This is a genomic window from Planococcus versutus, from assembly GCF_001186155.3.
GTDB lineage: Bacteria > Bacillota > Bacilli > Bacillales_A > Planococcaceae > Planococcus > Planococcus versutus.
In genome coordinates this window covers 1,251,320-1,277,532 of record NZ_CP016540.2, presented here as the reverse complement: position 1 = coordinate 1,277,532, position 26,213 = coordinate 1,251,320, and the positions used below count along the sequence as shown (strand labels likewise).

Annotated in this window: 25 protein-coding genes; 3 read left to right on the top strand and 22 right to left on the bottom strand. The window is 38.6% G+C overall.

From position 1 onward, the window contains the following. Positions 1 to 81: 81 nt before the first annotated feature. From accA to I858_RS06480, 5 genes are all read right to left on the bottom strand, one after another. Positions 82 to 1,050, bottom strand: a complete 969-nt coding sequence (gene accA, locus I858_RS06500; RefSeq protein WP_065524297.1) for an acetyl-CoA carboxylase carboxyl transferase subunit alpha — start codon at positions 1,048 to 1,050, stop codon at positions 82 to 84. Then, a complete protein-coding gene (accD, locus tag I858_RS06495) occupies positions 1,043 to 1,915 on the bottom strand; it encodes an acetyl-CoA carboxylase, carboxyltransferase subunit beta (RefSeq protein WP_065524298.1) in 873 nt (290 codons plus the stop codon). Before accD ends, accA begins: the two co-directional genes overlap by 8 nt. Continuing rightward, positions 1,899 to 2,549, bottom strand: a complete 651-nt coding sequence (locus I858_RS06490; protein WP_065524299.1) for a FadR/GntR family transcriptional regulator — start codon at positions 2,547 to 2,549, stop codon at positions 1,899 to 1,901. The genes accD and I858_RS06490 overlap by 17 nt, the downstream gene beginning before the upstream one ends. A 113-nt stretch (positions 2,550 to 2,662) precedes the next feature. Beyond that, positions 2,663 to 5,719, bottom strand: coding sequence for a DNA polymerase III subunit alpha (gene dnaE, locus I858_RS06485; RefSeq protein WP_239457256.1), 3,057 nt, complete (start codon positions 5,717 to 5,719; stop codon positions 2,663 to 2,665). A 19-nt stretch (positions 5,720 to 5,738) separates the two neighbouring features. Beyond that, positions 5,739 to 6,683, bottom strand: coding sequence for a DHH family phosphoesterase (locus I858_RS06480; protein WP_065524301.1), 945 nt, complete (start codon positions 6,681 to 6,683; stop codon positions 5,739 to 5,741). Positions 6,684 to 6,776: 93 nt separating this feature from the next. Here I858_RS06480 and I858_RS06475 point away from each other — a divergent pair, with 93 nt between their 5' ends. Next, a complete protein-coding gene (locus I858_RS06475; RefSeq protein WP_065524302.1) occupies positions 6,777 to 7,082 on the top strand; it encodes a YtpI family protein in 306 nt (101 codons plus the stop codon). Positions 7,083 to 7,155: 73 nt separating this feature from the next. On the opposite strand, the gene I858_RS06470 is transcribed toward I858_RS06475, so the two are convergent. Together I858_RS06470 and I858_RS06465 are read right to left on the bottom strand one after the other, a co-directional pair. Then, positions 7,156 to 8,463 carry a DRTGG domain-containing protein gene (locus I858_RS06470; protein WP_065524890.1) on the bottom strand — a complete coding sequence of 436 codons (1,308 nt, stop codon included), beginning with the start codon at positions 8,461 to 8,463 and terminating at the stop codon, positions 7,156 to 7,158. 175 nt (positions 8,464 to 8,638) lie between these two features. Next, entirely contained in the window at positions 8,639 to 9,319 is a 681-nt protein-coding gene (locus I858_RS06465; protein WP_065524303.1) for a metal-dependent hydrolase, read from the bottom strand. Positions 9,320 to 9,420: 101 nt separating this feature from the next. Between I858_RS06465 and I858_RS06460 the strand changes: the two genes are divergently transcribed. Beyond that, positions 9,421 to 10,518, top strand: a complete 1,098-nt coding sequence (locus tag I858_RS06460; protein ID WP_065524304.1) for a M24 family metallopeptidase — start codon at positions 9,421 to 9,423, stop codon at positions 10,516 to 10,518. A 145-nt stretch (positions 10,519 to 10,663) separates the two neighbouring features. Beyond that, on the top strand, positions 10,664 to 11,170 hold the full coding sequence (locus I858_RS06455; protein ID WP_065524305.1) for a universal stress protein: 507 nt from the start codon (positions 10,664 to 10,666) through the stop codon (positions 11,168 to 11,170). A 43-nt stretch (positions 11,171 to 11,213) separates the two neighbouring features. Here I858_RS06455 and I858_RS06450 read toward each other — a convergent pair whose 3' ends face one another. The 15 genes from I858_RS06450 to ezrA all read right to left on the bottom strand — a co-directional run bounded on the left by I858_RS06450 (position 11,214) and on the right by ezrA (position 26,064). Next, positions 11,214 to 12,152 (bottom strand): NADP-dependent oxidoreductase, encoded by a 939-nt coding sequence (locus I858_RS06450; RefSeq protein ID WP_065524306.1) that lies wholly within the window; start codon positions 12,150 to 12,152, stop codon positions 11,214 to 11,216. Positions 12,153 to 12,357: 205 nt separating this feature from the next. Then, the gene (locus I858_RS06445; RefSeq protein WP_065524307.1) at positions 12,358 to 12,699 is read right to left on the bottom strand and encodes a zinc ribbon domain-containing protein YjdM; all 342 of its coding nucleotides are present in this window, start codon (positions 12,697 to 12,699) and stop codon (positions 12,358 to 12,360) included. Positions 12,700 to 12,783: 84 nt separating this feature from the next. Beyond that, positions 12,784 to 13,203 carry a universal stress protein gene (locus I858_RS06440; RefSeq protein WP_065524308.1) on the bottom strand — a complete coding sequence of 140 codons (420 nt, stop codon included), beginning with the start codon at positions 13,201 to 13,203 and terminating at the stop codon, positions 12,784 to 12,786. Between the two features lie 138 nt (positions 13,204 to 13,341). Further along, a complete protein-coding gene (nhaC, locus tag I858_RS06435; RefSeq protein ID WP_065524309.1) occupies positions 13,342 to 14,718 on the bottom strand; it encodes a Na+/H+ antiporter NhaC in 1,377 nt (458 codons plus the stop codon). Between the two features lie 315 nt (positions 14,719 to 15,033). Further along, positions 15,034 to 15,555: an RDD family protein gene (locus I858_RS06430; protein WP_065524310.1), complete on the bottom strand. Its 522-nt coding sequence runs from the start codon at positions 15,553 to 15,555 to the stop codon at positions 15,034 to 15,036. Positions 15,556 to 15,675: 120 nt separating this feature from the next. Beyond that, positions 15,676 to 15,861: a hypothetical protein gene (locus I858_RS06425; RefSeq protein WP_065524311.1), complete on the bottom strand. Its 186-nt coding sequence runs from the start codon at positions 15,859 to 15,861 to the stop codon at positions 15,676 to 15,678. Between the two features lie 74 nt (positions 15,862 to 15,935). After that, positions 15,936 to 16,859 carry a class I SAM-dependent methyltransferase gene (locus tag I858_RS06420; protein WP_065524312.1) on the bottom strand — a complete coding sequence of 308 codons (924 nt, stop codon included), beginning with the start codon at positions 16,857 to 16,859 and terminating at the stop codon, positions 15,936 to 15,938. A 53-nt stretch (positions 16,860 to 16,912) separates the two neighbouring features. Further along, on the bottom strand, positions 16,913 to 17,419 hold the full coding sequence (tpx, locus tag I858_RS06415; protein WP_065524313.1) for a thiol peroxidase: 507 nt from the start codon (positions 17,417 to 17,419) through the stop codon (positions 16,913 to 16,915). Positions 17,420 to 17,454: 35 nt separating this feature from the next. Further along, a complete protein-coding gene (locus tag I858_RS06410; protein WP_065524314.1) occupies positions 17,455 to 18,027 on the bottom strand; it encodes an RDD family protein in 573 nt (190 codons plus the stop codon). A 12-nt stretch (positions 18,028 to 18,039) separates the two neighbouring features. Continuing rightward, on the bottom strand, positions 18,040 to 19,053 hold the full coding sequence (sppA, locus tag I858_RS06405) for a signal peptide peptidase SppA (RefSeq protein WP_065524315.1): 1,014 nt from the start codon (positions 19,051 to 19,053) through the stop codon (positions 18,040 to 18,042). A gap of 73 nt (positions 19,054 to 19,126) precedes the next feature. Continuing rightward, on the bottom strand, positions 19,127 to 20,044 hold the full coding sequence (gene rarD, locus I858_RS06400; RefSeq protein WP_065524316.1) for an EamA family transporter RarD: 918 nt from the start codon (positions 20,042 to 20,044) through the stop codon (positions 19,127 to 19,129). Between the two features lie 192 nt (positions 20,045 to 20,236). Then, positions 20,237 to 21,811 (bottom strand): acyl-CoA synthetase MbcS, encoded by a 1,575-nt coding sequence (gene mbcS, locus I858_RS06395; protein ID WP_065524317.1) that lies wholly within the window; start codon positions 21,809 to 21,811, stop codon positions 20,237 to 20,239. A 182-nt stretch (positions 21,812 to 21,993) separates the two neighbouring features. Then, positions 21,994 to 23,196, bottom strand: a complete 1,203-nt coding sequence (thiI, locus tag I858_RS06390) for a tRNA uracil 4-sulfurtransferase ThiI (RefSeq protein WP_065524318.1) — start codon at positions 23,194 to 23,196, stop codon at positions 21,994 to 21,996. 5 nt (positions 23,197 to 23,201) lie between these two features. Further along, a complete protein-coding gene (locus I858_RS06385) occupies positions 23,202 to 24,305 on the bottom strand; it encodes a cysteine desulfurase family protein (protein WP_065524319.1) in 1,104 nt (367 codons plus the stop codon). 55 nt (positions 24,306 to 24,360) lie between these two features. Beyond that, a complete protein-coding gene (gene ezrA, locus I858_RS06380) occupies positions 24,361 to 26,064 on the bottom strand; it encodes a septation ring formation regulator EzrA (RefSeq protein WP_065524320.1) in 1,704 nt (567 codons plus the stop codon). Between the last annotated feature and the right edge of the window lie 149 nt (positions 26,065 to 26,213).

Genomic DNA, 26,213 nt, shown 5'->3' with positions numbered 1-26,213 from the left:
TTAACTTTGCATTTATTTTTTCGCGGGAAATAGTTTGTTGTTCATTTTAAAACCAAAAAAAACCGCCTAGGCGGTTTTTTATTATTCGCTGAATACACCAATTGCTTTAAATTTTCTATAGCGTTGATCAACCAATTCTTCTCCTGATAAGCCATTCAATTCTTCTAATGAACGTCTAATCGCTTCTGAAATAATAGAAGCTTGTTTTTGCGGATCGTGGTGCGCACCTCCACGAACTTCAGGAATCATGTGTTCGATGATCTTCATTTCTAGTAAATCAGGTGCTGTGATTTTCATCGCTTCTGCAGCCGTTTTTGCAAGTGCTGGATCTTTCCAAAGAATTGACGCAGCTCCTTCTGGAGATATGACAGAAAACGTTGAGTTTTCTAACATTAAAATTTGATTTCCCACACCTAATGCGAGTGCCCCGCCACTGCCACCTTCGCCAATTACAATGGATAACACAGGAACTTCAAGTCCTGCCATTTCAACTAAATTACGAGCGATTGCTTCACTTTGACCACGCTCTTCTGCAGCCTTACCGGGATATGCACCTTTCGTATCAATTAAACAAATGATTGGGCGCTTGAATTTTTCAGCTTGTTTCATTAGACGCAATGCTTTTCGGTAGCCTTCTGGATGCGGCATACCAAAATTTCGTCGAACGTTTTCTTTGGTATCTTTGCCACGCTGATGACCAATAATTGTTATGGGCTGTCCGTGGAAAGAGCCAATACCACTAACAATAGCTTCATCGTCTCCATAAAGTCGATCTCCATGCAATTCGATAAAATCATCAAAAATCATTGGAATGTAATCAAGCGTCGTTGGACGTTCTGGGTGGCGCGCTACTTGAACACGATCCCATGGTTTCATGTTTTCATAAATCTCTTCTTCAAGTTTTGAAAATCGCTCTTCTAAGGAAGTGATTTCAGAGCTCAAATCCACTTCGGCATTTTTTGTGTATTCTTTTAGCTCTGAAATCTTCGCTCGTAATTGAATAAGCGGTTCTTCAAATGCCAATGTTTTTTTGCCATTCTTTTTAACCATTCGTGACCGCTCCTTTCGTATGAAGGCGCACAATGGTGGCCAATGTCTGTTGCATTGATTCGCGATGTACAACTGCATCTAATTGTCCATGTGCCAGCAAAAACTCGGCTGTTTGGAAATCTTCTGGCAGTTTTTCGCGAACTGTTTGTTCGATTACGCGACGTCCTGCAAAACCGATCAATGCTTTTGGTTCAGCAATATTAATATCTCCAACAGAAGCAAAACTTGCTGACACACCGCCAGTTGTAGGATGTGTTAAAACTGAAACAAACAATAATCCTTCATTGCTATGTCGTTTTAAGGCAACACTGGTTTTTGCCATTTGCATCAAAGACAAAACACCTTCTTGCATGCGAGCCCCGCCACTTGCTGTAAAAATAAGAAACGGTAATTTACGATCTGTAGCTACTTCAATAGCTCGCGTAATTTTTTCACCTACTACTGAACCCATTGATCCCATGCGGAAATGTGAATCCATTACAGCTAAGACAATGTCTTGACCTTGCAATTTCCCTGAACCTGTTAACACAGCTTCATTTAAACCTGTTTTTTCGCTATCTGCTTCTACTTTTTCTGTATACCCAGGAAAACCAAGTGGGTTTTCAGATTTTAAATGATCATCCATCGACTCAAAACTATCAGCGTCTAACAAGCTATTAATCCGCTCGTAAGCTGTCATTTTAAAATGATGATCGCATTTCGGACAAACTTTTTTGTTTTTTTCAAGGTCTTTTGTTAATGTAATTTCTTTGCATGTAGGACATTTGGTCATCAATCCTTCAGGTACATCTTTTGCAGATTTTGATGGCATAGTTGCTTCTTTGCTATCTTTATTGCGTTTAAAAATATCACGTATGATTGCCATTGCGCGTTCTCTCCTTTTTTAACCAGTCACTCCAAGCTTTAAACTCATGTACAGCTGTAGTTGTATCTTGTTTTTCAATTGCTACTAATGTTTTGTCCATATAGTCAACTTCGTTAACAGAAACCGTCTTATCGTATGGATTGCCGCTATATTGCGTCAATAAAAACCAGATTTTTAATGACAATCGGTTGCCGGATAAAACCATTAACTCTCGCACAAAATCTTCACGATGAAAACCGTCTTTTTTTAATCGAGAGCGCAAGCTATCCCATATATTTAATTGGCTAGTTGTTCGATTTTGACAAATTGTTTGGATTGCTGCAATTTCATGGAGCAATCGTGTTTCCCAAACATCTTCGTGTGATCGGTTGTCTTGTAAAATAAATGTGGATAAAACTTCAACCAATTTATGGTTTCGATGATCAGACAAAAACGTGCCTTCTCCTCTGCGTGTTTCAATCAATCCCAGTAATTCAAGACTACGCAATGCTTCTCTTAAAGTTGAACGACCTACTTGCATCTTCTCAGCCAATTCTCTTTCAGATGGAATACGATCACCTGGCTTTAATTTTTCTTGTCGAACCATATCACGAATATCTCGTACTATATCCAAATACCGTTTAGATTGATTCATGACGTTGCCTCAGTTCCCATTTTTTTGAAAGTGGTCTGACCACTCATATTCTATACCTTACAAAAAAAATCGTTCTACGTAAAGAAAAAACTGCTTTTCTTTTAGAAAAGCAGTCAATTTTCTATAATTTTACAAATAATCGCCGTTTTTTGATTGCGATTTTCAACCAATCCTTGAATTTCAAGAATCATTTGAGGTTCTAATAATAAATTATATTTAGCATACTCAACTGGAAATAGCGTGACCGAAGCAAGACCTGTTTCATCCATTACAGTTAGAAATGCCATTGCATCTCCTTTTTTTGTCCGGATTCGTTTAATGTCTTCTAATACACCTAATACTTTCACAGATTCACGATCACGTTTAGTTTTCAATGATTTAAGTGAATCGTAAGGCTTTTTCCGATGCTCTTTTTCGCGTTCAATGGGGTGCTTTGATAAATAAAAGCCCAGCACTTCTTTTTCGAATTCTAACTTTAAACTTTCCGGTATAGCTGAAGCCTTTGTGTATTTTGGTTTCATAAAGCTTGATCCCATGTCATCAAACAAACCTGGATCTTCGTTTGGCTTGACCAATTCCGCATGTTTAATGGCGCTGTCAAGTGATGCTAACATCGTACCGCGATCATGACCCAAGTCATCAAGAGCTCCTGCTTTTATTAGCGGTTCAAATGATTTCCGGTTTAAATGCAGTGCTGAAATACGTTCAGCAATATTAAACAAGCTGCTAAACGGTCCTCTTTCTCGAGCTTCGAGTATCGCTTTGATAGTTGATCCTGGCACGCCTTTTACCACGTTTAATCCAAAACGGATTTGGTTTTCTTCCACCGAATACAAATAACCACTTTTTTGAATACACGGTGGTAACAGTGGAATGGTTTTTTCTTTTATTTCTTGCATTAATAGTTTGGTTTTTTCCGCGTTGCCCGCGCTATTGTTTAATAGACTCGTGTAAAAGTAAATCGAGTAATGCGTTTTCATATAACTAAGCTGATAAGAAATCAAACTATAAGCAACTGCGTGACTTTTTGGAAACCCATAGTCGGCAAAACGAACGATTAAATCATACACTTCTGTTGCCTCGGCTTCTGTAAATCCTTTTGCTTTTGCACCACCGACAAAATGTGTTCTTTCTTCATCTAAAATTTCTCTTTTTTTCTTACTAACGGCACGTCTCAGTAAATCGGCTTCTCCTAAAGAAAACCCTGCCATTTTGGCTGCAATTTGCATAATTTGCTCTTGATACACAATAACGCCGTAAGTTTCTTTTAAAATCGGCTCCAAGATTGGATGTACGTATTTCACCGTTTCTTGTCCATGCTTTCTTCGTGCATACAACGGAATGAATTCCATTGGTCCTGGTCGGAATAAAGCGTTCACTGCGACAATATCGCCAAAAGCGGTTGGTTTGATTTGTTGAAGCGCCCGGCGCATGCCATCAGACTCTAATTGGAAAACACCTGTTGTGTCTCCGTTTGCCAATAACGTGTAAGTTTCAGAATCTTCAAGTGGAATACTACGGTAGTCGATTCGCTTTTTTGTATCCCTATACACGTAGCTACGTATTTGCTCTAAAATTGTTAAATTCCGCAATCCAAGAAAATCCATTTTCAACAAACCAATGGCCTCAAGTTCTTGCATGGGCCATTGCGTTAAGTAAATACCTTCACTGCCTTTTTCAATTGGCACATGATCCACCAAAGGCGTCGGACTTAAAATTATTCCTGCTGCATGAGTCGACGCGTGGCGAGGTAATCCTTCTAATTTCAACGCTGTTTTAAACCAGGATTTTCGTTCTTCTCGTTCGATGATCCAGTTTGTTAAAGTTTGAGACTCTTTTAGCGCTGAACGCAAAGATGTTCCGGGACGATTTGAAATCATTTTTGAGATTGCGTCTAACTCTTCTGATTCAAATCCAAAAACACGTGCTGTGTCCCGTGCAACAGCTTTAGCTGATAACGTACCAAATGTAATAATCTGTGCAGTTCGAAGGGCTCCATATTTCCGGGCTACATACTCGACGACTTCGTGACGTCGGTGGTCTGCAAAATCAATATCGATATCCGGCAACGTCACTCGTTCTGGATTTAAGAATCGTTCAAACAGTAAGCCGTGCTTAATTGGGTCAACATCTGTGATTTTCAATGAGTAAGCTACAAGTGAACTGGCTGAAGACCCTCGTCCAGGACCTGTCATAATGTCTTGATCTTTTGCATATTTCATAAAATCAGCGACAATTAAAAAATAATCGATAAAGCCCATTTTAGAAATAATCGATAGTTCATAGTTTAACCGTTCTTGATAGCGCATCGAAAAACCAGGTACTCGTTCTTCGAGACCTTTTTTGCACACATCTGCGATAAAAATCGCCTTATCAATTTTTTCGGACAAAGGAAATACAGGAAGCAATTGTTGATTCATTAAAATGCTCACTTGACAACTTTCTAACATGTCAGCCGTTTGTTTGAGCCATTCTGGACGATCTTCAAACCACGACTCGAGTTCTTGTTGACTTGGGACGTAGGCATTTCCATGTTCTGGTTTTTGTCTTTCGGGATCATTCATTTTTAGCCCTTGCCCAATCGCAGAAGCTACTTCATAGGCAAATGCGTCTTCTTGGCGCAAGTAACGGATTTCGTGTGATGCCATCACTTGCAGACCTGCTGTCTCACAAAGGTCAATAAAGGTCGCTTCGTATTCAGACAACACACCACCGGGACGTTCGATACTGCCAAGTGCTGCGCTACCAAATAGTTGCTTTACGTAATCAACGACCGGAGCGCGGTCCGTTAATAGCCATTCTGCTTTGTTTGGAACAACACACACTAAACCTGGTCGATATGCTTTTAGCCATTGTTCAGGGATTGCTTGTTTATCGCGTGTGGATAACGCGCTCGAGATTTTCAATAAATTATCATATCCTTGATTTGTTTGAGCGTATAAAACGATCGGATAGAATTGTTCTTCATATTCGATAAAAGCCGAAAGGCCGACAACCCCATGGATGCCGGCACGGCGACACGCTTCCCAGAACGGAAGGATGCCATATAATTTTGTATTAACAATTGCGACTGATGTGGCTCCTTGTTCCATTACTAACGGAAAAAGTTCGTCAAGGCGCACCGTGCTTTTCAGCAAATCAGCCGATGTGCTTATATGCGGATAAACCATTGACAACAGACTCTCCTCCTCAGATTGCAGCTGCGCAGATTTCTGCGAGACGCTTAATTACACGGTCTGCTTCTTCCCACGAATAAGCCGTAGCTCCTGAAGCCATAGGATGTCCACCGCCGCCATATTCTTTTGCCAATGTGTTAATAATTGGTCCTTTTGAACGAAGACGCACACGGATTTCTTTATCTTCTTCGATAAAAATAACCCATGCCTTCATACCTTTAACATTTCCGAGAGAACCGACCAATAAAGAAGTGTCTGAAGCAGTCACGTCAAATTCTAGCAAAATGTCTTTTGTAATTTTAACATGTGCAGCTCCATTTTCGTCCATTTTGAAATTTTGATAAATGTATCCTTGTAGATGAAGTAAGTTACGATCCATTTCATACATGCCATTGTGTAGTGCATTGCGATCAAAATCATACTTGATCAATTCTCCTGCAATCGCAAAAGTTTTTTGTGTTGTGCTCGGAAACAAAAAACGTCCCGTGTCACCAATAATTCCTGCATATAACAATCGAGCAGCTTTTGCTGATAAGGTCCAACCTTCTTGCTCATGTCCTGCCATGTATAGTTCGTATACTAATTCCGATGCTGAACTAGCCGTTGTGTCGACAGAAACGATGTCACCGTATGCATCATCATTTGGGTGATGATCAATTTTAATAAGCTTTGTCCCCGTATTGTAACGTTGATCATCCACTCGTTCAGTATTGGCTGTATCTGTAACAATAACTAATGCATCTTCGAAATCTTGAGTTTTAACGGTATCAGGAAAATCTAAAAAGTCCAGTGTGTAATCATGTTCACCTGCCGCTAAAATCCGTTTCTGTGGATAGTTTTGTTCCAATATGTATTTCAAGCCAAGCTGAGATCCATAAGCATCTGGATCAGGGCGTACGTGACGATGAATAATAATTGTGCTGTATTGCTTAATTGTGTCGATGATTTGACTGTTCATTTCTAAGTTCCTCCGTTTATAAGGAAATCCATTCGCAATTCCGCTCAATTCTCAGTACAATTAGAAATGAGTTTTGGAATTCAGGAGGTCCTTATGTTAATTTTTGTGGTTTTAATTATTGTATCATTTGTCATTTATTTTTATAACAAAACAAAGCAATTTCGTACACGCACCGTTTTGCCAATCCGCAAAAAATGGTATGCTGCACGAGCATCTATGGCTTTAGGTAGCTTTGTCGCATTTTTCGGCATTAACCAACTATTTATTTTTCAGTCTGCCATTACGTATATCGTTTCTGGTGTGTTCATTGTACTTGGTTTAGCCTTAGTGTATTACAACTACAAAGCATCAAGACATTATCGAGCATTTTTAGAAGAAGAAGCAGATTTAAATCCTTAACTTGTAGGATACGGAGGCAGCAGGCATACCCGAGAGTATGCCTGCTGCCTTTTTAAGTCGTGTTTTTTTCTAGTCAACGATCTAGTAATTGGAAAGTTAACATTGCTTTGCCGACTGTTTCATTGTCCAACGAAACTTCCACTTCCACTTTTGCAGACTTCCTGCTTATGTCCAAAATGCACGGTCTTACCAATATAAGCGAATCTAATTGAACCGGCTTCAAAAAATAAACAGTAAGATTTTCTAATACACTATCTTTGCGGTTTTTAGTTTTCAGAACCGCAGAAGCTGCTTCAGTTAAAACCATTGTATAAGCGCCATGAGAAATCGAACCATATGCATTGGTCATTTGGGGAGTAACACGAAATTCCAATAGAAGTCTGTCATTTAGTTGCTGGTGAAGTTGACTTTTAATAATGTCATCAATTGTTTCGCCTTGCTGAGGTTGACGTTGTGCTGTTTGGATAGCTTTTAAGACATCTTGCCTGCTAATAACTCCTTTTAACTTGCCGTAATCATCGGAAACCGGCAACAAGTCAATGCCTTCCCAAATCATTCGATGCCCCGCGGCTGCTACGCTAGTTTGCGTCGAAACCGTAATCGGTTCTTTCGTCATTACTTTTTCTATCGATTCAGCGAGAGATTGCCCAATGACATCCCGAGATGTTAGTATGCCAACCAATCGTTTGGCATTGTCAACAACCGGAAATCCACCATGGGTTGTTTCTTTATTTAACGTGTGATAACGACTAATCGGTTCTTTTAAATTTAAATAAGCTGTTTCTTCTAATGGAATCAAAATGTCTTCGATCAATAAAATTTCTTTTTTGATCAATTGATCGTAAATAGCGCGATTGATCATGGTTGCTACCGTAAACGTATCGTAGCTCGTCGAAATAATCGGAAGTTCGAATTCATCTGCCATTTTTTTAACTGCATCTGAAGCCTCAAATCCTCCAGTCACCAATACCGCTGCTCCAGCGCGAAGTCCGTATTCGTGAGCTTTGTAACGATTTCCAACAATCAGTAAATTACCTGCTTCTGTGTAACGCATCATGTCTTCTAATTGCATGGCTCCGATTACAAATTTGTTCAAATACTTATGTAGTCCAGCTCTGCCACCCAGCACTTGTCCATCAACAATATTAACGATTTCTGCATAAGTCAGTCTTTCAATATCTTCTTTTTTTTTGCGTTCAATGCGAACCGTTCCAACACGTTCAATCGTAGACACTAATCGCTTAGTTTCCGCTTCTTTAATAGCGCGGTAGGCTGTACCTTCACTTACTTGCAACTCTTTCGCTATACGCCGTACTGAAATTTTCTCACCCACGGCTAAAGACTCAATATAGACCAATATCTGTTCATGCTTAGTTGCCATGATTTCACCCATTCTTTCTGCGTTCCTCTACCTTCTAGTGTAGCATATAATCAAAGGTGACTTATGAGACTGGTCTTCGCAACTAGACGTAACCAAAAGTAAAGAGGTGAATTCAAGTCTAACAAGTGTTAGACAAAAAAACCCACAAAAAGTGAGTTTTTGTGGGGGTTACTTTTTATAGTTTAATGCTTTCGCCTGACTTTAAAATATTTACTTTAGCGTTTTTTACTAACGATTTGAAATAAGCTGGATCTTGCTCGATCGGTGGAAAGGTATTGTAGTGAACCGGTACGACCACTTTTGGTTTAAGCAATTCAACCGCATAAGCTGCATCTTCTGCTCCCATTGTGAAATGGTCGCCAATTGGGACAAACGCCACATCAATATCATTGCGCTCACCTAACATCTTCATGTCTCCAAAAACTTCTGTATCACCGGCATGGTAAATTGTTTTGCCTTCTGCTTTAAATAGGATTCCAGCTGGCATGCCACCATAGATTACTTCTCCTTCTGCTGTTGTGAAAGAAGAACTGTGAAATGCTTTTGTAAACTTCACTACGCCAAAATCGAATTCGTGTGCACCGCCTAATCCCATACCTACTGCGTTTAAGCCAAGACTGTCTAAATAATTAGCTAGTTCAAATATAGCTATAACTTGCGCATTATTTTTTTTCGCTAGTTCAACGGTATCGCCAACGTGATCGTTATGGGCATGCGTCAAGAGGATAACATCTGGTTTTTCATCAGCCACTGTTAAATCTGTTAGTTCATTGCCGTTAATAAATGGATCGATTAATATTGTATAATCACCTGTTTTAATTTTTACAACTGAATGACCGTGATATGAAACGTGCATAAAATCCCTCCAATGAGTTTTGAAAATAGCAAATTTAACATACTTAGCTGTATTATACCCTGAATTTTGATATGCTACACCTGTAGAGGAGGAATTTACACATGACTAAAATGAATCAACTGCAACAATATTTAAAAGAACAATCAATCGATGCTGCGTTTATTACTGACCCTTATAACGTTTTTTACGTAAGTGGCTTCCAAAGCAATCCACATGAACGTTTACTGGGTGTTATGGTATTCGCTGAAGCTGAACCGTTTTTAATTTGTCCGAAAATGGAAATGCCAGATGCAAAAAATGCTGGCTGGACTGGTGAAATCGTAGGCCATGAAGATACTCAAAATTCGATGGATATTTTGTATCAAGCAGCTCAATCACGCGAGATTGAATTGAAAAGCTTGGCTATTGAAAAAGCTCATATGACAGTTGAACGTCACGAATCGTTGTTATCTGCCTTCGGCTCTTTATCAATTGCTCAATTAGATGATCAGTTAAATGCAATGCGTGTCATTAAAGATGATGCAGAACTGGAAATTTTACGCGAAGCGGCAGCATTAGCTGACTATGCAATAGAAGTAGCTGCGCGCACGATTAAAGAAGGCATTACGGAAGTTGAAGTTATGACAGAAATTGAATTAGCCTTAAAAAAACGTGGAGTCACGCATATGTCATTTGATACCACTGTATTAACAGGCGCAAGAGCGGCCTCTCCACACGGTAAAACAGGCGATTATAAACTCAAAACAGGTGATTTAGTATTGTTTGACCTTGGGGTTGTTCACAAAGGTTATTGTTCAGATATTACTCGTACGTTAGCACTTGGCGAACCAGGCGAAGAACAGAAAAAAGTATATGACATCGTCTATCGTTCTGAAATGGCTGCTCTTGAAGCTGTCAAACCGGGTGTAACAGCAGCTGAACTCGATCAAATTTCACGTAAAGTGATCACTGATGCAGGATACGGCGAATACTTCACACACCGTTTAGGTCACGGTCTTGGAATCGATGTTCATGAATTCCCGTCTATTCACGGAGAAAACCACATGAAGATGGAAAAAGGAATGGTCTTCACACTTGAACCCGGAATTTACGTGCCTGGAAAAGTGGGCGTACGTATTGAAGATGACGTAGCGGTGACCACTGATGGCTATGAAGTGCTAACAAAATACCCAAAAGAACTTCAAATTATTAATAATTAAAGTGAACAAGTGACATCAGAAATGTCTGATGTCATTTATTTTCACAAAAATTTTTCAAAGATTCATGAAATTAACGTAAATTAAGCAGGGATTTTTTCATTTAACGCGAATAAGTATTAATGAGAGATAAAAGGAGGAATGTAAGATGACATTAAAATACACACAAATTCTTGTAGCAGTGGATGGTTCAAAAGAAGCAGAATGGGCTTTTAAAAAGTCAGTAGGAATTGCTGGTCGAAACAACGCTACATTAAACTTGGTCAATGTAATCGATACTCGTTCTTTTGCTGCAATTGAAGCATATGATCGCTCAATTGCGGATCGTGCACAAAAATTCGCAGAAGATTTACTAGAAGAATATAAAAAAGAAGCGATGGCTGCTGGAGTTGAAAAAGTCAATATCGTGGTGGATTATGGTTCCCCTAAATCGATGATTTCACGAGACTTAGCTCAAAAAGTAGAAGCAGACTTAATTATTTGTGGAGCTACAGGATTAAATGCTGTAGAACGCTTCTTAATTGGTAGTGTTTCTGAACATATCGTCCGTTCTGCCAAATGCGACGTTTTGGTTGTACGAACAGAAGAAGCGCAAAGCGATGCGCCAACAGAATATTATTCTGCCGACAAATCAGGGAAACCGGATAATTTGTAAACAACAACACAAAACCCTTTCACAAAATGTGAAAGGGTTTTTTTTATGGTTTTACTTTAATGACTATTTTTCCACGTGCGTGATGCGTTTCACTTAGTTCGTGAGCTTCTTTTAATCCTTGTTCTGAAAAATCGAAGACATGCCCAATTGTTGGTTTAAACTCGCCAGTAACAAACAAATTTGCCAATTGCTGCAAATGCTCTCCATTTGGCTCTAACCAAAAACTGCTGGCTTTGACTTCGTGTTGTTGTGCTTGCTCTTCAGATGGCTGGCCGGCAATCGAAACTAATTTGCCGCCTTTTTTCAAGACTTTGAAACTTTTCTCTAGTACATCTCCACCCATCGTATCAAGCACTGCATCAAAATCTTCCAGCAGCTCACTAAAGTCTTCTTCTCTATAATTAATTACACGATTTGCGCCTAATGACTTGACCAGCTCATCGTTTTTATCACTTGCCGTTGTGGCTACGTACGCCCCGATGCTATTGGCAATTTGAATCGCCATCCCACCAACTCCACCTGCTCCAGCATGAATCAACACTTTGTCGCCTTTTTTCACTTCCGCAAATCCAACTAAGCATTGATACGCAGTTAAACCAGCTAAAGGGATTGCTGCCCCTTCTTCAAATGACATGCTTTCTGGCATGTGTGCAAGCAAGTTTGCTTCAACTGGAACAAATTCTGCATAAGTGCCTTGGCGTGTTGTTGCCGGTCGTGTAAACACCCGATCGCCGATGTTAAAATGTTTGACGTTGGCTCCCACTTCAGCAACTACTCCTGCAGCATCCCATCCTAAAATAATAGGAAATTCCCAAGGTAACATTTCTTTTAAATACCCTTCACGTAATTTCCAATCAATTGGATTAATGGATGTAGCGTGAATTTCAACCAATACTTGGTCTTCGTTAATCGTTGGTTTATCAACTTGTCTTTCTTTCAGCTCTTCTTTGCCACCATAGTGGTCAATAACGATTGCTTTCATCTCGAACATCCCCTTTCGCTGTTATCTTAATATACCCTCTTTTCACAATAGTATACACTTAAACGCTTTAGCTCCTGAGACTCTTTTTTTAAACTATCATTTGTTATGATTAACCTTCTTCACAGAAAGAGGTTCCCAAACTCTCCTTCTAAAAAACTTATGAAAAAACTCCGTCACCTTGCAAGAAGATGACGGAGTTTTTGACTTATGCTTTTTTAACAAATTCAGATTTCAATTTCATTGAGCCAAAGCCATCAATTTTGCAATCAATGTCATGATCGCCTTCGACTAACCGGATGCTTTTTACTTTTGTACCGATTTTGAGAGTAGATGAACTGCCTTTGACTTTCAAGTCTTTAATAACAGTTACAGCATCACCATCTTGTAATACGGTTCCGTTTGCATCTTTGACGATTTTTTCTTGTTCGCCTTGTTCAGTTTCTGTCGCTAGGCTCCATTCATGTGCACATTCGGGACATACAAATAGGTTGCCATCCGCATACGTATATTCAGAATTACACTTTGGACAATTAGGGATTGTTTTCATTTTTTCCTCCACCTGGTCTTTCAAAAACCACAATGCATGAGACCATTCTTTTTCTACCAGTATACCAAATTGTTGAGGCGTTTGTTATTTTACAACCAAGACTGGACATTCCACATGAGTCAGAATTTTGCTACTCACACTGCCAAGCACAATTTTAGATATTGGATTCAAGCCTCTGCTGCCCATAACAACTAAATCAAAATTTCCGTCATTGGCCATTTCAATAATGACTGGCGCGGGTCTTCCGTGCATGATTTCAATTTTATAAAACGTTTCATTTTTTTCTAATGCTTCCCTTATCGGTTGAATTTTTTTCTGACGAGATAGTTCGAATTCGATTTGACCTCCATCGTGACGCTGTTCGTTGCTGTCTTCATCAAAATCCGCCACATAAACCACTGTCACTTGTGCACCTTTTACTAAAGAGGCAATTTGTGCAGCTTGCAAACCTGCCCGATTGGAGTTATCTGAACCATCTGTTGCGACTAATATTGACTGATACATTGACATCTACTCCTTTAACTGATTTCCATGGCTTAGAAGCAAAATTTATCTCCACTTACTCTATTCGACTTTGCGGATAAAATACCTTCTTTTATGAGAAAACCCGACGATTTAACGCATCTCTTCGTTACTGCATTGTTAGTTAAAAGTTAAAGTCTTTCCTGTAAACCCAAATATCACCGTTAAAACAGGAGACAACAAACAGAAAAATGCAAATGGCAAATACTCCAATGTCGGCACTCCAATGACTCCTGTGACGAAAATTCCACAAACACTCCATGGCACTAATGGGTTTACAACCGTCCCAGCATCTTCCATGACACGACTTAAGTTTTTTCCAGCAAGTCCTACTTTATCGTATGGTTCTTTAAAAGCTTGCCCTGTTAACAAAATAGACAAGTACTGTTCGCCAATCAAAATATTAATGCCAATTGCCGTTAAAGCAGATGCGGCGATAACCGAAGATACTTTTTTTAAGGCACGTTCCACTTTTGTTAATAGGCATTGGACAATTCCCAATGTAAATAATAAGCCTCCCATGCTCAAAGCTAATAGCACAAGTGCTACTGTAAACATCATGCTTTCCATTCCGCCTCTTGATAGCAACCGGTCAATCTCTCCTATGCCTGTAGTAGATACGTAACCGCTAAAAAGTACATTAAAAATGGCCGAGGTGGTAGAAACTTGATGAAAAAAAGAAATGGCAATGGCCGAGATCGAGCTAATTGCCAATGTCATCAATGCTGGTACTTTTAAAAACGTTAGCACCACTAAGACAAGTAACGGAATTACGGTATACCAATGTATCATTCCGGTTGCCAACAGACCTTCTTTAAACTCATTAACGCTTTGAGCCGTTCCAACTGTTGCTCGTGGTGACAACACAGAGAATAAAATCAATGTCAATGCAAATGCAGGAATTGTTGTCCACCCCATATTGCGAATATGCTCAAACAAATCGACCCCCACAATAGACGACGATAAATTCGTGGTATCGGAAAGTGGCGACATTTTATCTCCGAAAAACGCACCCGAGACGATAGCTCCAGCTGTTATGGCAAGTGATAAATCCATCGCAGTTGCCATGCCAATAAAGGCCACACCTATTGTTGCAACTGTGGTTAACGAGCTGCCGACAGACAATCCAATTAATGACGTTACAATAAACACAATAGCAAAAAAGAAGGTCATGGAGATCAATGTAAATCCAGTATAAATCAATGTCGGAATCGTACCACTAATCATCCAACTGCTGATCAACATGCCGATAAAGAAAAACAAGAAGATGGCACTCATTCCTGCTCCGGCACCTTCGACTAATCCTTTTTCTAATTGTCGGTATGTAATATTTTTCATTAGTCCATACAAGATCAACAATAAAATGGAAAGCAAGATAGGAATATGCGGAACCGATTCGAATTGAATAATACTAATGCTAATTAACAAGAAAATAGAAATGGTGATGATCATGGCTTCCCAAAACTTAGGTTTCATGACTGGCTTAATGGTATGCATAATAAACACTCCTTTTCTGTATAAAAAAAGAGAAAACCCCCGCCCCAATAAAGGGACGAAGGTTTTCTCCGCGTTACCACCCATTTTGATTTTCAGCTCATGCCGAATATCCACTCTTTAACAAATCGATGAAAACTGGTGGCGTATTTCATCCAATTTGCTGCCTGAATTTGCACCTGTCATTCAGTCTCTAGTTGCTGCTCACAAATTGTCTACTAAACCATCAATCGATTAATCTATAAAATAAATAAAAAATAATTTTAAAAAGTATATTGAAATAGATTTTACCAGTCTTTTTGCACGAGTCAATAGTTTTTATGAAAAACGTGTGTTTACAACATAAGTTTTCAATAAGCGGTCATAAAAAGACTGTTTATTTTTCGTAAAAACGACCATGAATACATAGAGGAAAATCAATACATAAATCATACCACCTATCCAATAATCCAGTTGGTGTAGGTCTGCATCTCCCAAATAGATCATTCGATAAGCCATATAGTGAGACAGCTCCCAAGGCAAAAACTTTATGAGTGTTCGAACAGTTGCTTGTCCAATAGAAAGCAGTTGATTGTTGTCATTAACTACTTTAATGTGCATTTGACGTTTTCCAAAAGATTGCTTACCTATTTTTGAATCGGCCACAATAAAGTAAAGAGATACTGGAAGCGTGATAAGCATAAACCCTGATAATTGGGCAGTAATTCGAGACCCTTGAAACCATTCTTGTACAGAAGGCATTATAAACACAGAAAAAAGAAAGACGACTCCCATATAGGTAAAAATCAATACATAGTCAATGGCAAAAGCACGTAACCGTGACCAAAAGCCAGCATACATTCAAGATCACCTCGCTTTATAATGGCATCGTCCACAAGTTTGAAAGCATATTTGTTTTTTGATATAAAAAAAGACAAGAAAAAACTCTTGTCTACCTTTAAAACTACTTTCTGAACTTACTCACGTACCCATTTTACGGCGATTATTACTCACTTTTTTTGTTTGTTGGCTTTTCATTTTTTTCGTTGCAAGTGAACCACTGCCACCACTTTGTTTATCTAAAGATTGATTTTTCTTAGCTTCTAATTGGCGTTTTACTGCTTCTTGAAGGCTGACTTTTTTTGGCGCTTCGTTTGACTCAGTCATTGTGCATCCCTCTTTTCGTCCCAGTATCATACATCTGCTAGTTAATAACTTTAGTATACCATAATTAGCGGGGACTATTCTTTGTTTTCTTTAAACCAATTTGTTACTTGAGAAAAGAATTTAGTCATGGATTCGGGTTTTGACATGTTCGGTACACGCGCTAATAATACTTCTTTCGGAGCTTTAATACCTTTTTTCTTTTTCTGCAACACCAGAATTCCTTTTGCATGTGCTGAATTTTTAAAGAGGCTTTCTGGCAATTCCATCACCGATTGAATATATGCATGTTTTTTCAAAAAGCTATGCAATTGACTGGCATGTTCAGATTCAAACAGCGCTTTGGGAACGATAAAGAATAAATAACCGCCTGCAGCTGTATGTTTTAACGATTGCTCAATAAACAAATGATGAGCGTAAGTCATGCCTTCGTCTGCTTTTAACTCGTAAGTTGCTGCTGTTTCGTCATCAGGATAATAACCGACCGGCAAATCCGAAACAACAACATCAACAGGATCAATTAATAAGGGCTGAAGTGCGTCTTGCAAATAAAAGGTAATCGGTTGTTCAACTAGATTGCCAGCATTTGAAGCAAGACGTATTAACAAATCATCCAGCTCCACACCGGCTCCTGTCATGTGACCATCCAAATAATTCATAACGGTTAACAACAAATTCCCTGTACCCACAGCAGGATCTAAAATTACCGCTTGCTCTTTTTTAACAAATAATTCAACTAAGTAACCAACCAAGAGCCCTAGTGCATCGGGTGTCATTTGATGATGTGGTTGAATGTGTTCTTTCATGCCTTTTAGTACTGCTAGCTGAAGTGCTTTCCGAACTTCCTCTTTGCTAGCATCTACTTCAGGCTTTATAATTCCGTCTAGCCAATTTTCAGTTGTCGTCAACAAACTTTCCAAATAAGCATTTTCCTGCTCTTTTTGGATTTTTGTTGTATGGTCATCAATAAAATTAAAGGTTTTTTCCATCGCTGAATTCATGCTTTCGCCGTCCTCAATAAGGAAACCCACTCTCTCGAGTGGGTTTCTTTGTATTAGTTTGTTAACTCTTTAACTGCGTTTAATGCATTTTCATAATTGGGATGGTCCGTTCCTTCAGGTACATATTCAACATATGTGACTTGATCATTTTCATCAATAACGAAAACTGAACGAGCTAAAAGCCGAAGCTCTTTCATCGTCACTCCGTACGCTTCACCAAATGATAAGTCACGATGATCTGACAAAATCGTAATGGTGTCTGCCTTGTTGATGTCCATCCAGCGTTTTTGTGCAAATGGTAAGTCGACCGAGATGGCCAATACGTCTACATTGCTTCCTAAAGAAGTGGCTTCATCACTGAAACGCTTGGTTTGATCTGAACAAACTCCTGTATCCAAAGATGGCATTACGCTAACTAAACGAATTTTTCCAGTAGTGTCTTTTAATGATACTGGCTTTAAGTCGTTTGATAGAACCGTAAAATCAGGAGCCTGATCTCCTACTTTCACTTCTTTGTTAGGTAAAGTAACAGGATTTTTCATAAATGTAATTTGTACCAATCAATACGCCTCCCTTTCAATATAGTTTCATCATACTAAAAGGCTTGGGTCTCTTGCAACTCAGATCCCTCTGTAGGTTTTTTCTTTACTACTTGGTTTTTACGGAATGATTCTTCATGGACTACTGTTGTATCCGCGATAAAGTCGTGAATGCCTTGTTTTAAAGGAGTAAAGCCAATAATCCAATAAAGCGGTAAAATGGTCACCGAAATAAAGCGACCAATCCATTCACGAAACAACACTGTCCCAATTGAAAGATTATCCGATTTTAAAGAGATTACACGGATGCCGATGATCATTTTCCCGACGGTTTGTCCAAGAAATTTTGTCATCATTACAAAATAGCCATAAAAAATAACACCCGATACAATCGCATACGGTGCATACCATGGAATTTCCGTTGTCTCCATACCAATTAAAGCAAAGACTGGCTTCGCTAAAATAGACGTTAAGCCTCCAACTACTAGCAAATCAATTAAATAAGCCCAGAATCGAACCCAAAATCCAGCTGGTTTCCGCTCATAAATAAGAACTTCTCGATAAGTGGGTACTTGAGCAAGTGGTGTGACTTCCACTTCAACAGCATTTGTTGTTTCATGGTCTGTCATCGTTGTCCCTCCTTATTTATCACCGTATAAATACATCATACGTGGAGAACTGTATTCAGTAAGTAGTTTTGAAATCATTTGTGTTTCGATATCGTTACCAAAAAAAGAATTCATTTTCATCGATAGTAGAGAACCCCAACCTTCAGAAGCCCCATATTGAAATACTTCTGCATTACCTAAATCATAATCCGCTTTTACTTGCTCGATCACATCTTCTTCAAATCCAATAGCATCAGCTAAATTAGCTTCTACTGCTTGACGACCATTCATGATTCGACCATCCGCTACAGCTTTGACTTCTTTTTCTGTCATGTCACGGCCTTCTTCAATTACATCTACAAATGACTCATACGAGTCATCCAGCATTTCTTGAAGCAGCGCACGTTCGTCTTCTGTCATTTCACGCGTTGGACTCATGATATCTTTATATGGACCTGATTTGATTGTGACGAAATCTACACCGTACCGCTCTGCTAGTTCGCCATAATTAACGCTTTGCATAATAACACCAATTGAACCTGTTAAGGTTTCTTCGTTCACAAAAATTTTATCTGCTGGTGCTGCAATGTAATACCCTCCTGAAGCTGCCATTGCACCCATCGACACGTAAAATGGTTTTTTTGTTTCTTCTTGAATTTCAGTGATTTTGTCATAAATTTCTGCAGACTCGACAACACCACCGCCTGGAGAATTGACAGCAAGAACGACCGCTTTAACAGAAGGGTCTTCTTTAATATTTTCTAACTGTTCCATAAAAAATGAATGGTTGTAGCCACTTGTTCCAAATAGCGATGATGTGTTTCCCGTATCTTGGATAACACCTTCTACATTTAAAACAGCAACACGAGAATCAATATCTCCACTTTCTAGAACCACTTCAGAGACGCTCGATTGTGTCGTTGCCATCATTTCATCAATGCTTTCCGCAAAGCTTCCTTGAAGAAAAGCAAATGCTGAGTTGATGACGACTGAAATTCCTAATACAGCTGCAGCCACTATTAAAGCGATCCACCGTTTCGTATTCATGTACACCATTCCTTCCTAAGTTACTACTCAGTACTATACGTGATAAACACCAAAATGTTTCATGAAATCAAGTTTAAACCGAAATTTTCTTATTCGCCTTTCGAATTCCTCGAGCTTCAATAATTTTTGAAGAGGTAAACAAGATTAAGGCACTCCAAATTAATGAAAAGGAAATGATATTCACTGTATCAAAAGCTTCTCCGTAGATAAATACACCTATTACTAACATTAAAGAAGGAGCAATATATTGTAAAAACCCAACCATGTACAAAGGAATAAGCGGAGCACCTATCGCAAACAATAATAATGGGAAAGCTGTAACCAAACCACTAGCGATTAAAAAAACATCTGTCGACAATCCCACTTCCAAAAAAGAAAGACGATCAACCGACATCAGGTAGAAGTAATATCCAATTGCAAGTGGAAAAACAAATAAAGTTTCAATTGCTAATCCGCGCAGCGCATCTAAACGAATAGTTTTTTTGATTAGCCCATAAAACGCAAAACTAAAAGCCATACCAAGTGCAAGAAGTGGTAACGAGCCAAAAGAAATTGTTAAGATCAATACGCCTGTTGCAGCTAATAAGAATGCGATTTTTATAGCTGGTGACAATTTTTCTTTTAGAAAAATAGCACCCAATAACATAGATATTAACGGATTGATATAATAACCTAAGCTTGTTTCGACAATCCGGTCATGAGAGACTGCAAAAACGTATAAAAACCAGTTTATTGAAATCAAAAACGACGCCAGCATTAACAAAAAAAACTGCTTTTTCGATGACCATAACTCTTTTAAATCTAACCATAATTGACGTCCTCCATTAAATAGAAGAATAAAGCCCAGTGTCAATAAAAAAGACCAGATAATTCGTGCAGCCAATACTTCATCTGCAGGGACATGAGAAATTTGTTTCCAAAAAATCGGCATAAATCCCCACATCGTATACGTTAAAACAATAACCAAAACACCTTTTTTTGAATCTACCATCCTGTATCGCGCACCATTCTTTATTAAATTTTATATTCCGAAATAATAGTCTCATTATAGGCTTCCTAGTTACAGAAAGTAAATAAAGATAAACTCTATTTCAAAAACACTCACTAGCAATTCTTGCTCAAATTCAAGACAAAACATGGCATCTCTTTTTCTCAGAAAAGAGATGCCATGTTTTGTCTACAGTTATTTTTTTGTGTCTACTTGTTGACGGAGTTCCACACGGCGGATTTTACCAGAAGCCGTTTTTGGCAATTCTGCTAGAAAGTCAATCGCACGTGGGTATTTATAAGGTGCAGTTAACTTTTTTACATGGTTTTGTAACTCTTTTACTAATTCCTCCGAAGCTGTCTGGCCTTCGACTAATACAATAAATGCTTTAACGATCGTACCTCGCACTTCATCTGGTGCTCCGACTACTGCACATTCCTGAACAGCCGGATGTTTAACTAAAGCATCTTCTACTTCAAAAGGTCCAATTGTATAACCTGCTGAAATAATGATATCATCTCCACGTCCTTCAAACCAAAAATAGCCATCTTGGTCTTTTGACGCTCGATCACCTGTTATGTAATAGTCTCCACGGAATTGCATACTCGTGCGTTCAGGATCTTTAAAATACTCTTTGAATAACGCCGGTGTTTCAACGTGAACTGCAATATCTCCAACTTCGCCCACTCTACATGGCGTGCCAGAATCATTAATAATTTCTACGTCATTGCCAGGTGTTGGTTTGCCCATCGATCCAATACGTGACTCCATACCTTTCATAACACCCACCAGCAATGTATTTTCAGTTTGGCCATAGCCGTCTCGTACTTCTAGCGAAAAATATTCTTTAAAAACATTAATCACTTCTGCATTTAATGGCTCGCCTGCTGATACGGCACTGTGCAAAGCAGATAAATCGTATTTCTCTAAATTTTTTTGTTTGGCCATTAGTCTGTACTCTGTGGGTGTACAGCAAAGCACATTGATTTTACGCGTTTCTAGCAGTTGTAAGTACACAGCCGGATCGAATTTACCATTGTAAACAAATCCTGTTGCACCACTGCCAAGTGTTGCTAAAAACGGACTCCAAATCCATTTTTGCCATCCTGGACTCGCAGTTGCCCAAACTGTGTCTCCTTCTTTTGCACCAAGCCAGTGCTCCGCTGAAGTACGGAGATGCGCATATGCCCAGCCATGACTGTGAACCACACCCTTTGGGTTACCAGTTGTACCAGAAGTATAAGACAAGAATGCCATGTCGTCTTTTTTAGTTGCAGGTGTGCTGTATTCATCTGATGCGTTTTCCATTTCACTTAGCAAAGAAATCCACGATTGATCTGAATTTCCAATAACAAATTTTACTACATTGTCCATTTCTTTAACGCTTTCAAATTGATCCATAAATGGTTCATACGCAATCACAGCTTTTGCATCACTATGACGTAGACGATAAGCAATATCTTTTGCTCGGAGCATTTCGGAACTTGGAATTACCGCTAACCCCGCTTTTAATGCACCAATATATGCAACATACGCTTCAATAAGGCGCGGTATCATAACAAGTACTATGTCACCTTTGACTAGCCCTGCTTTTTCAAAGCTATTTGCTGCACGATTTGCACGTTTTATCAATTCATCATATGTAAGTTGTTGTTTTTTTCCTTCATCATTTTCCCAAAGAATCGCTAGCTTGCTGTCTCCTGTTGCAAAGCGTTCAACTTCTTCCACTAAGTTGTATGACTCGGGTGCTATTAGTTCTTCTCTTTTCAAGCTAATTTCCCCTTTGTTTTAAATGTAATTGTTATTCTTGTATCATCATACAATAAAAAATTAATTATTCATACAATTTAACTTTTTTCATTTCGAGCTATTTTTTTCTAGAAAGCAATTCCAACAGTTTTTGTTGTAATCCCAATAAAAAAAAAGACTCCTTAAACAAGGAATCTCTACATTTATAAAAGACCTTCAAACTGATCTACTTTAGTGCGTGGGAATTTAATCGTTTCTCTTTCTGCTACAGCTTTTTTAATTAATTCATCAAAAGACACAAAATTTTCGTAGTACTCGACTTTTTCAAGTTTAGGCCGAATTTTAGGGTTTGCTGGTGTAAAAATTGTGCAACAATCTTCAAAAGGTCGAATGGAAATATCATACGTGTCAATTTGCTGAGCAGTTTCAATAATCTCCAATTTATCAGTCGCAATTAATGGACGCAAAATAGGAGTATTTGTCACAGCATTAATAGCCTGTAGACTTTCCAACGTTTGACTTGCTACTTGTCCTAAGCTTTCTCCTGTAACAATAGCCCGACAATTCGTCTCGGCTAGCACCAAATCAGCAACGCGCATCATCATTCGACGTGTTGAAGTCATTGTAATATTATCGGGTACTTGCTTGTGGACTTCTTGTTGCAGATTCGTGAACGGAATGATGTGTAAATTAACCGATGATCCAAACTGCGACAAACGCTCTGCCAAATCATACACTTTTTCTTTAGCTCGGTCATTCGTAAATGGTGGGCTAAAAAAATGAATAAGTTCTAAGCGAACGCCACGTTTTAACATATGATACCCTGCAACTGGACTATCAAGTCCTCCTGATAGCATTAACAACGCTTTGCCACTTGCTCCTACGGGTAAGCCACCTGCTCCTTTAATAACCTCTGCCATCATGTACACAGCTTCTTCACGCACTTCTATTTTTAAATCAATTTCAGGATTTTTCATTTGAACTTTTAAATTCGGAAATTCTTTTAATACATAAGTACTGATTTCTTTCATAATTTCTAGTTTGTCATGAGGAAATGCTTTGAATGGTCGTTTCACCGATACTTTAAAACTTTTATCGGTATTGTCTAATTTAGCAATCACTACTTCTGCTGTTTTTTTCATCATGTCCATATCTAAGTTGCAAGCAGTAACTGGACTAAACGACTGAATACCGAATACAAATGGCAAACGTTCAATCACTTGAGCCAGTTCTTGCTCATTGTCTGATGTAATGAACATGCGGTCACGTTCTGCTTTTATGCGTATTTGCTTTAAATCAGAAAAGGTTTGTCTAACATTATCACGTAGTCTGCCAATAAATGAACTGCGATTCTTGCCTTTTGTTGATAATTCGCCATAGCGTACAAGAATTTGGTTGGTTTTCATAAAAGTTAAACTCCTTTAATCACACGGTATACCCGTTGAAATGCTTTTTTAAATGCGATAATGTCTTGTTCTGTTGTAAATTCACCAAAGCTAATACGTATCACACCATCTTTAAACTCACGTGGCACGCCAATTGCTTGAATAACTGGACTTTCTTGATTGTTTTTAGAAGAGCATGCACTTGAAGTAGAGACAATAATTAACTCTTTTTGTAAACCCGATACGATAATTTCGCCTTTAGTCCCTTTCACTGCAATTGCCAGTATATGAGAAGCAGCTTGCTTTGGACTAATAATTTTTACTCCATTAAATGATGAAAAAAACTGACGCAGTTCATGATTCCATTTGGAAATCAGCGGATGAGGTGATGTTAACCGCAACGCTTTTGCTAAAGCGACTGCATTTGGAACAGAAACCGTACCACTCCGGTTGCCAAATTCTTGACCCCCTCCAAATTGAACTGCTTTTATTTCTACATCTGAGTAGGCTAATAACCCACTACCTTTGAGCCCATGTATTTTATGGCCTGATACAGACAACAAATTTGGCATAGCTGTAGAATCAAATTCGAGTTTGCCAATGCTTTGAATAGCATCTACATGGAAAAAAATACGACGTTTTCGTAACAATCGAGCTATGTCTGCAATTGGATGGATAGTCCCGATTTCATTGTTTACATGCATAAGCGATACTAGAATCGTATCGTTTCGTAAAGATTTCTTCAACTTTTCCATACTAATTTCACCCGTGTCTCCAACAGACAACCTCGTCACTTCGAACCCTTCTTGTTCTAAAATAGCAAGAGTCTTCAATACTGATGGATGTTCTGTTTCAGAAGTGATGATGTGTTTGCCACGGTGCTGGTAGTTTCGAGCTGTACCAATCAATGCCAAATTATTCGCTTCTGTACCGCCTGAAGTAAACACAATTTTTTTCATATGTAGCAATTCTTTTAATTGACTACGGGCTGATTCTAGTAAATCTTCTGCTTGATTGCCCATTTCATGGAGAGATGCTGGGTTGGCGTAAAACTGTTCGTTCACTTTCACAAATGCATCCAACACTTCTTTTTTGGGCTTTGTTGTTGCACTATTATCCAAATAAATCACTATTCTACCTCCGAAAAGAAAACCACCAGCATATTAGCTAGTGGTTTTCCGTTTTTTAAATTTCTGCAGCGTCTTCTTTTACCAATACTTCAATTTGTTTCATTGAACCCGGTTCAAAGTTTTCAACGGCTGTTGCGGCTTCTTCTAATGCTTTTGTATAACGAAGCTGTCTGAATGATTCTTCAGCTTCTTCAAGTTTCGCATCTAGTTGAAGATCCGATTTACGGTATCGATTACCATACTGAATGATTCGCTCAATTAACAAAACGTTCTCAACCAGTTCAATTGCTTTTTCATAGCCTTCATTCACACTTTTTTCAGCTTGTTCTAAATAATTATCCACAAGTTTAATATTTAATGGAATTTCGCGCAACGTTTGAATCGTTACAAATAACTGTTCTTCAGCTTCTTCTAAACGAACATCCATATCTTCTGGAATTCCAGGGATATTGGCTTTATGCAAAAGACGGTCTGTTTCTTGCAGTTTGCGTTTGAGCTGTTCGACAGTCGCACGAGCATTATTTTCATCAATACGTAAACTTTTGAGTGCTGTCATAAAATCAATTTGTGTCGAGTCGACAATTGATAAATCCTCACGAATGTGAATCAATTCTTCTTGCAGACTGGAATAAGCAGATTGATCTTCTTTCAAGCGTGACACGAGCAGTTCAAAACGTTTTGCCAATTGCTCCATTTTGTCCATACAAGACTTCGGAATCGCAGCTTCATTTTCACTGATTTTATAGCTATGCTGAACATATCTAGATTCTTCTTCCATTTCTTGTGTGTCACGTGCGACAACTTCTAAATGGCGTTCAGTTTCAATGCAGTACTCGTCTACATAATGCTTCGCTTCAACTTCTTTTTCTAGCATTTCATAAAATGAATCGATACGATCTTTGATTTTTTCTACCGCTATTTTTGATTGAACGATTTCCAAGTTGGCGATATTTCCCTTGATTGCTGCCAACTCTTCTTCGATTTCATCTAATTGCAAGGTTAACTCTAAATGCCCAAGGTAATATGAATTTTCTTCCATTTCCACTTTTCCTTGGCGCAATTCAGCAACATGGGAAGGGATTTTTGTTTGAACTTCCACTAATAATGGTGGGATATCATCGACAAGTAAAAATGCTTCTTCGCCTTCTGAAGATAAATTAATGACGATTTCCCGCGCTTTCAAGTAGTTGCCTTCATCCGTTAACTTTTCGTATTCATCAAATAATGGAATAAACGATTCCAGTTTTTTCTCGAGTGGTTGGCCCGCTGCACCATAAGTTTGTTGATGAGCCAATAGATTTTTGCGTGCGCGTAAGTATTTTTCTTGAATAAGATCGATTTCACTTCGATTTTTTTCTTCACTACCAATCAATTCTTCAAGCTCCACTAATATGGTATTCATTTCTTGATCTACATTATCGATTTTAACTTCTGTATCTTGCTCGAGTTTTGATGCTTTGCTAAACCTGAAACGATTGATTGCCTCTTCGGCATCGTATAGTGAAGCATCAATTTTCGGAATATGCACATCCATAATTTCAGTCCATACATTGCGCCAGCGTTCGAACATTTCTTCGGTCTGACCATTTAAATTTAATTGTTTTACTTTAGTGAGTTCTTCAAGTATCGGTTTGTTTTGTATTTGCAGTTTTAACTGTTCCAAGCGTTCAATTTCAGCTAAATGTTTTTTACGAAACATAAACCCAATGATTGTTATCGCCAATAGAATGATGACCGCAATGATGATATACTCCATCATAAGTCACATAGCCCCCTGTTCCAAAATCACATTACCAGTTATACGTAAATGTATTCATGATTCATCTATTTTAACATGTATTCTACTCTTTTGTTTGCCAAATTAGAAGAAAATCGATTATATTTTTTAATAAATAGAAAAGAGGTGCC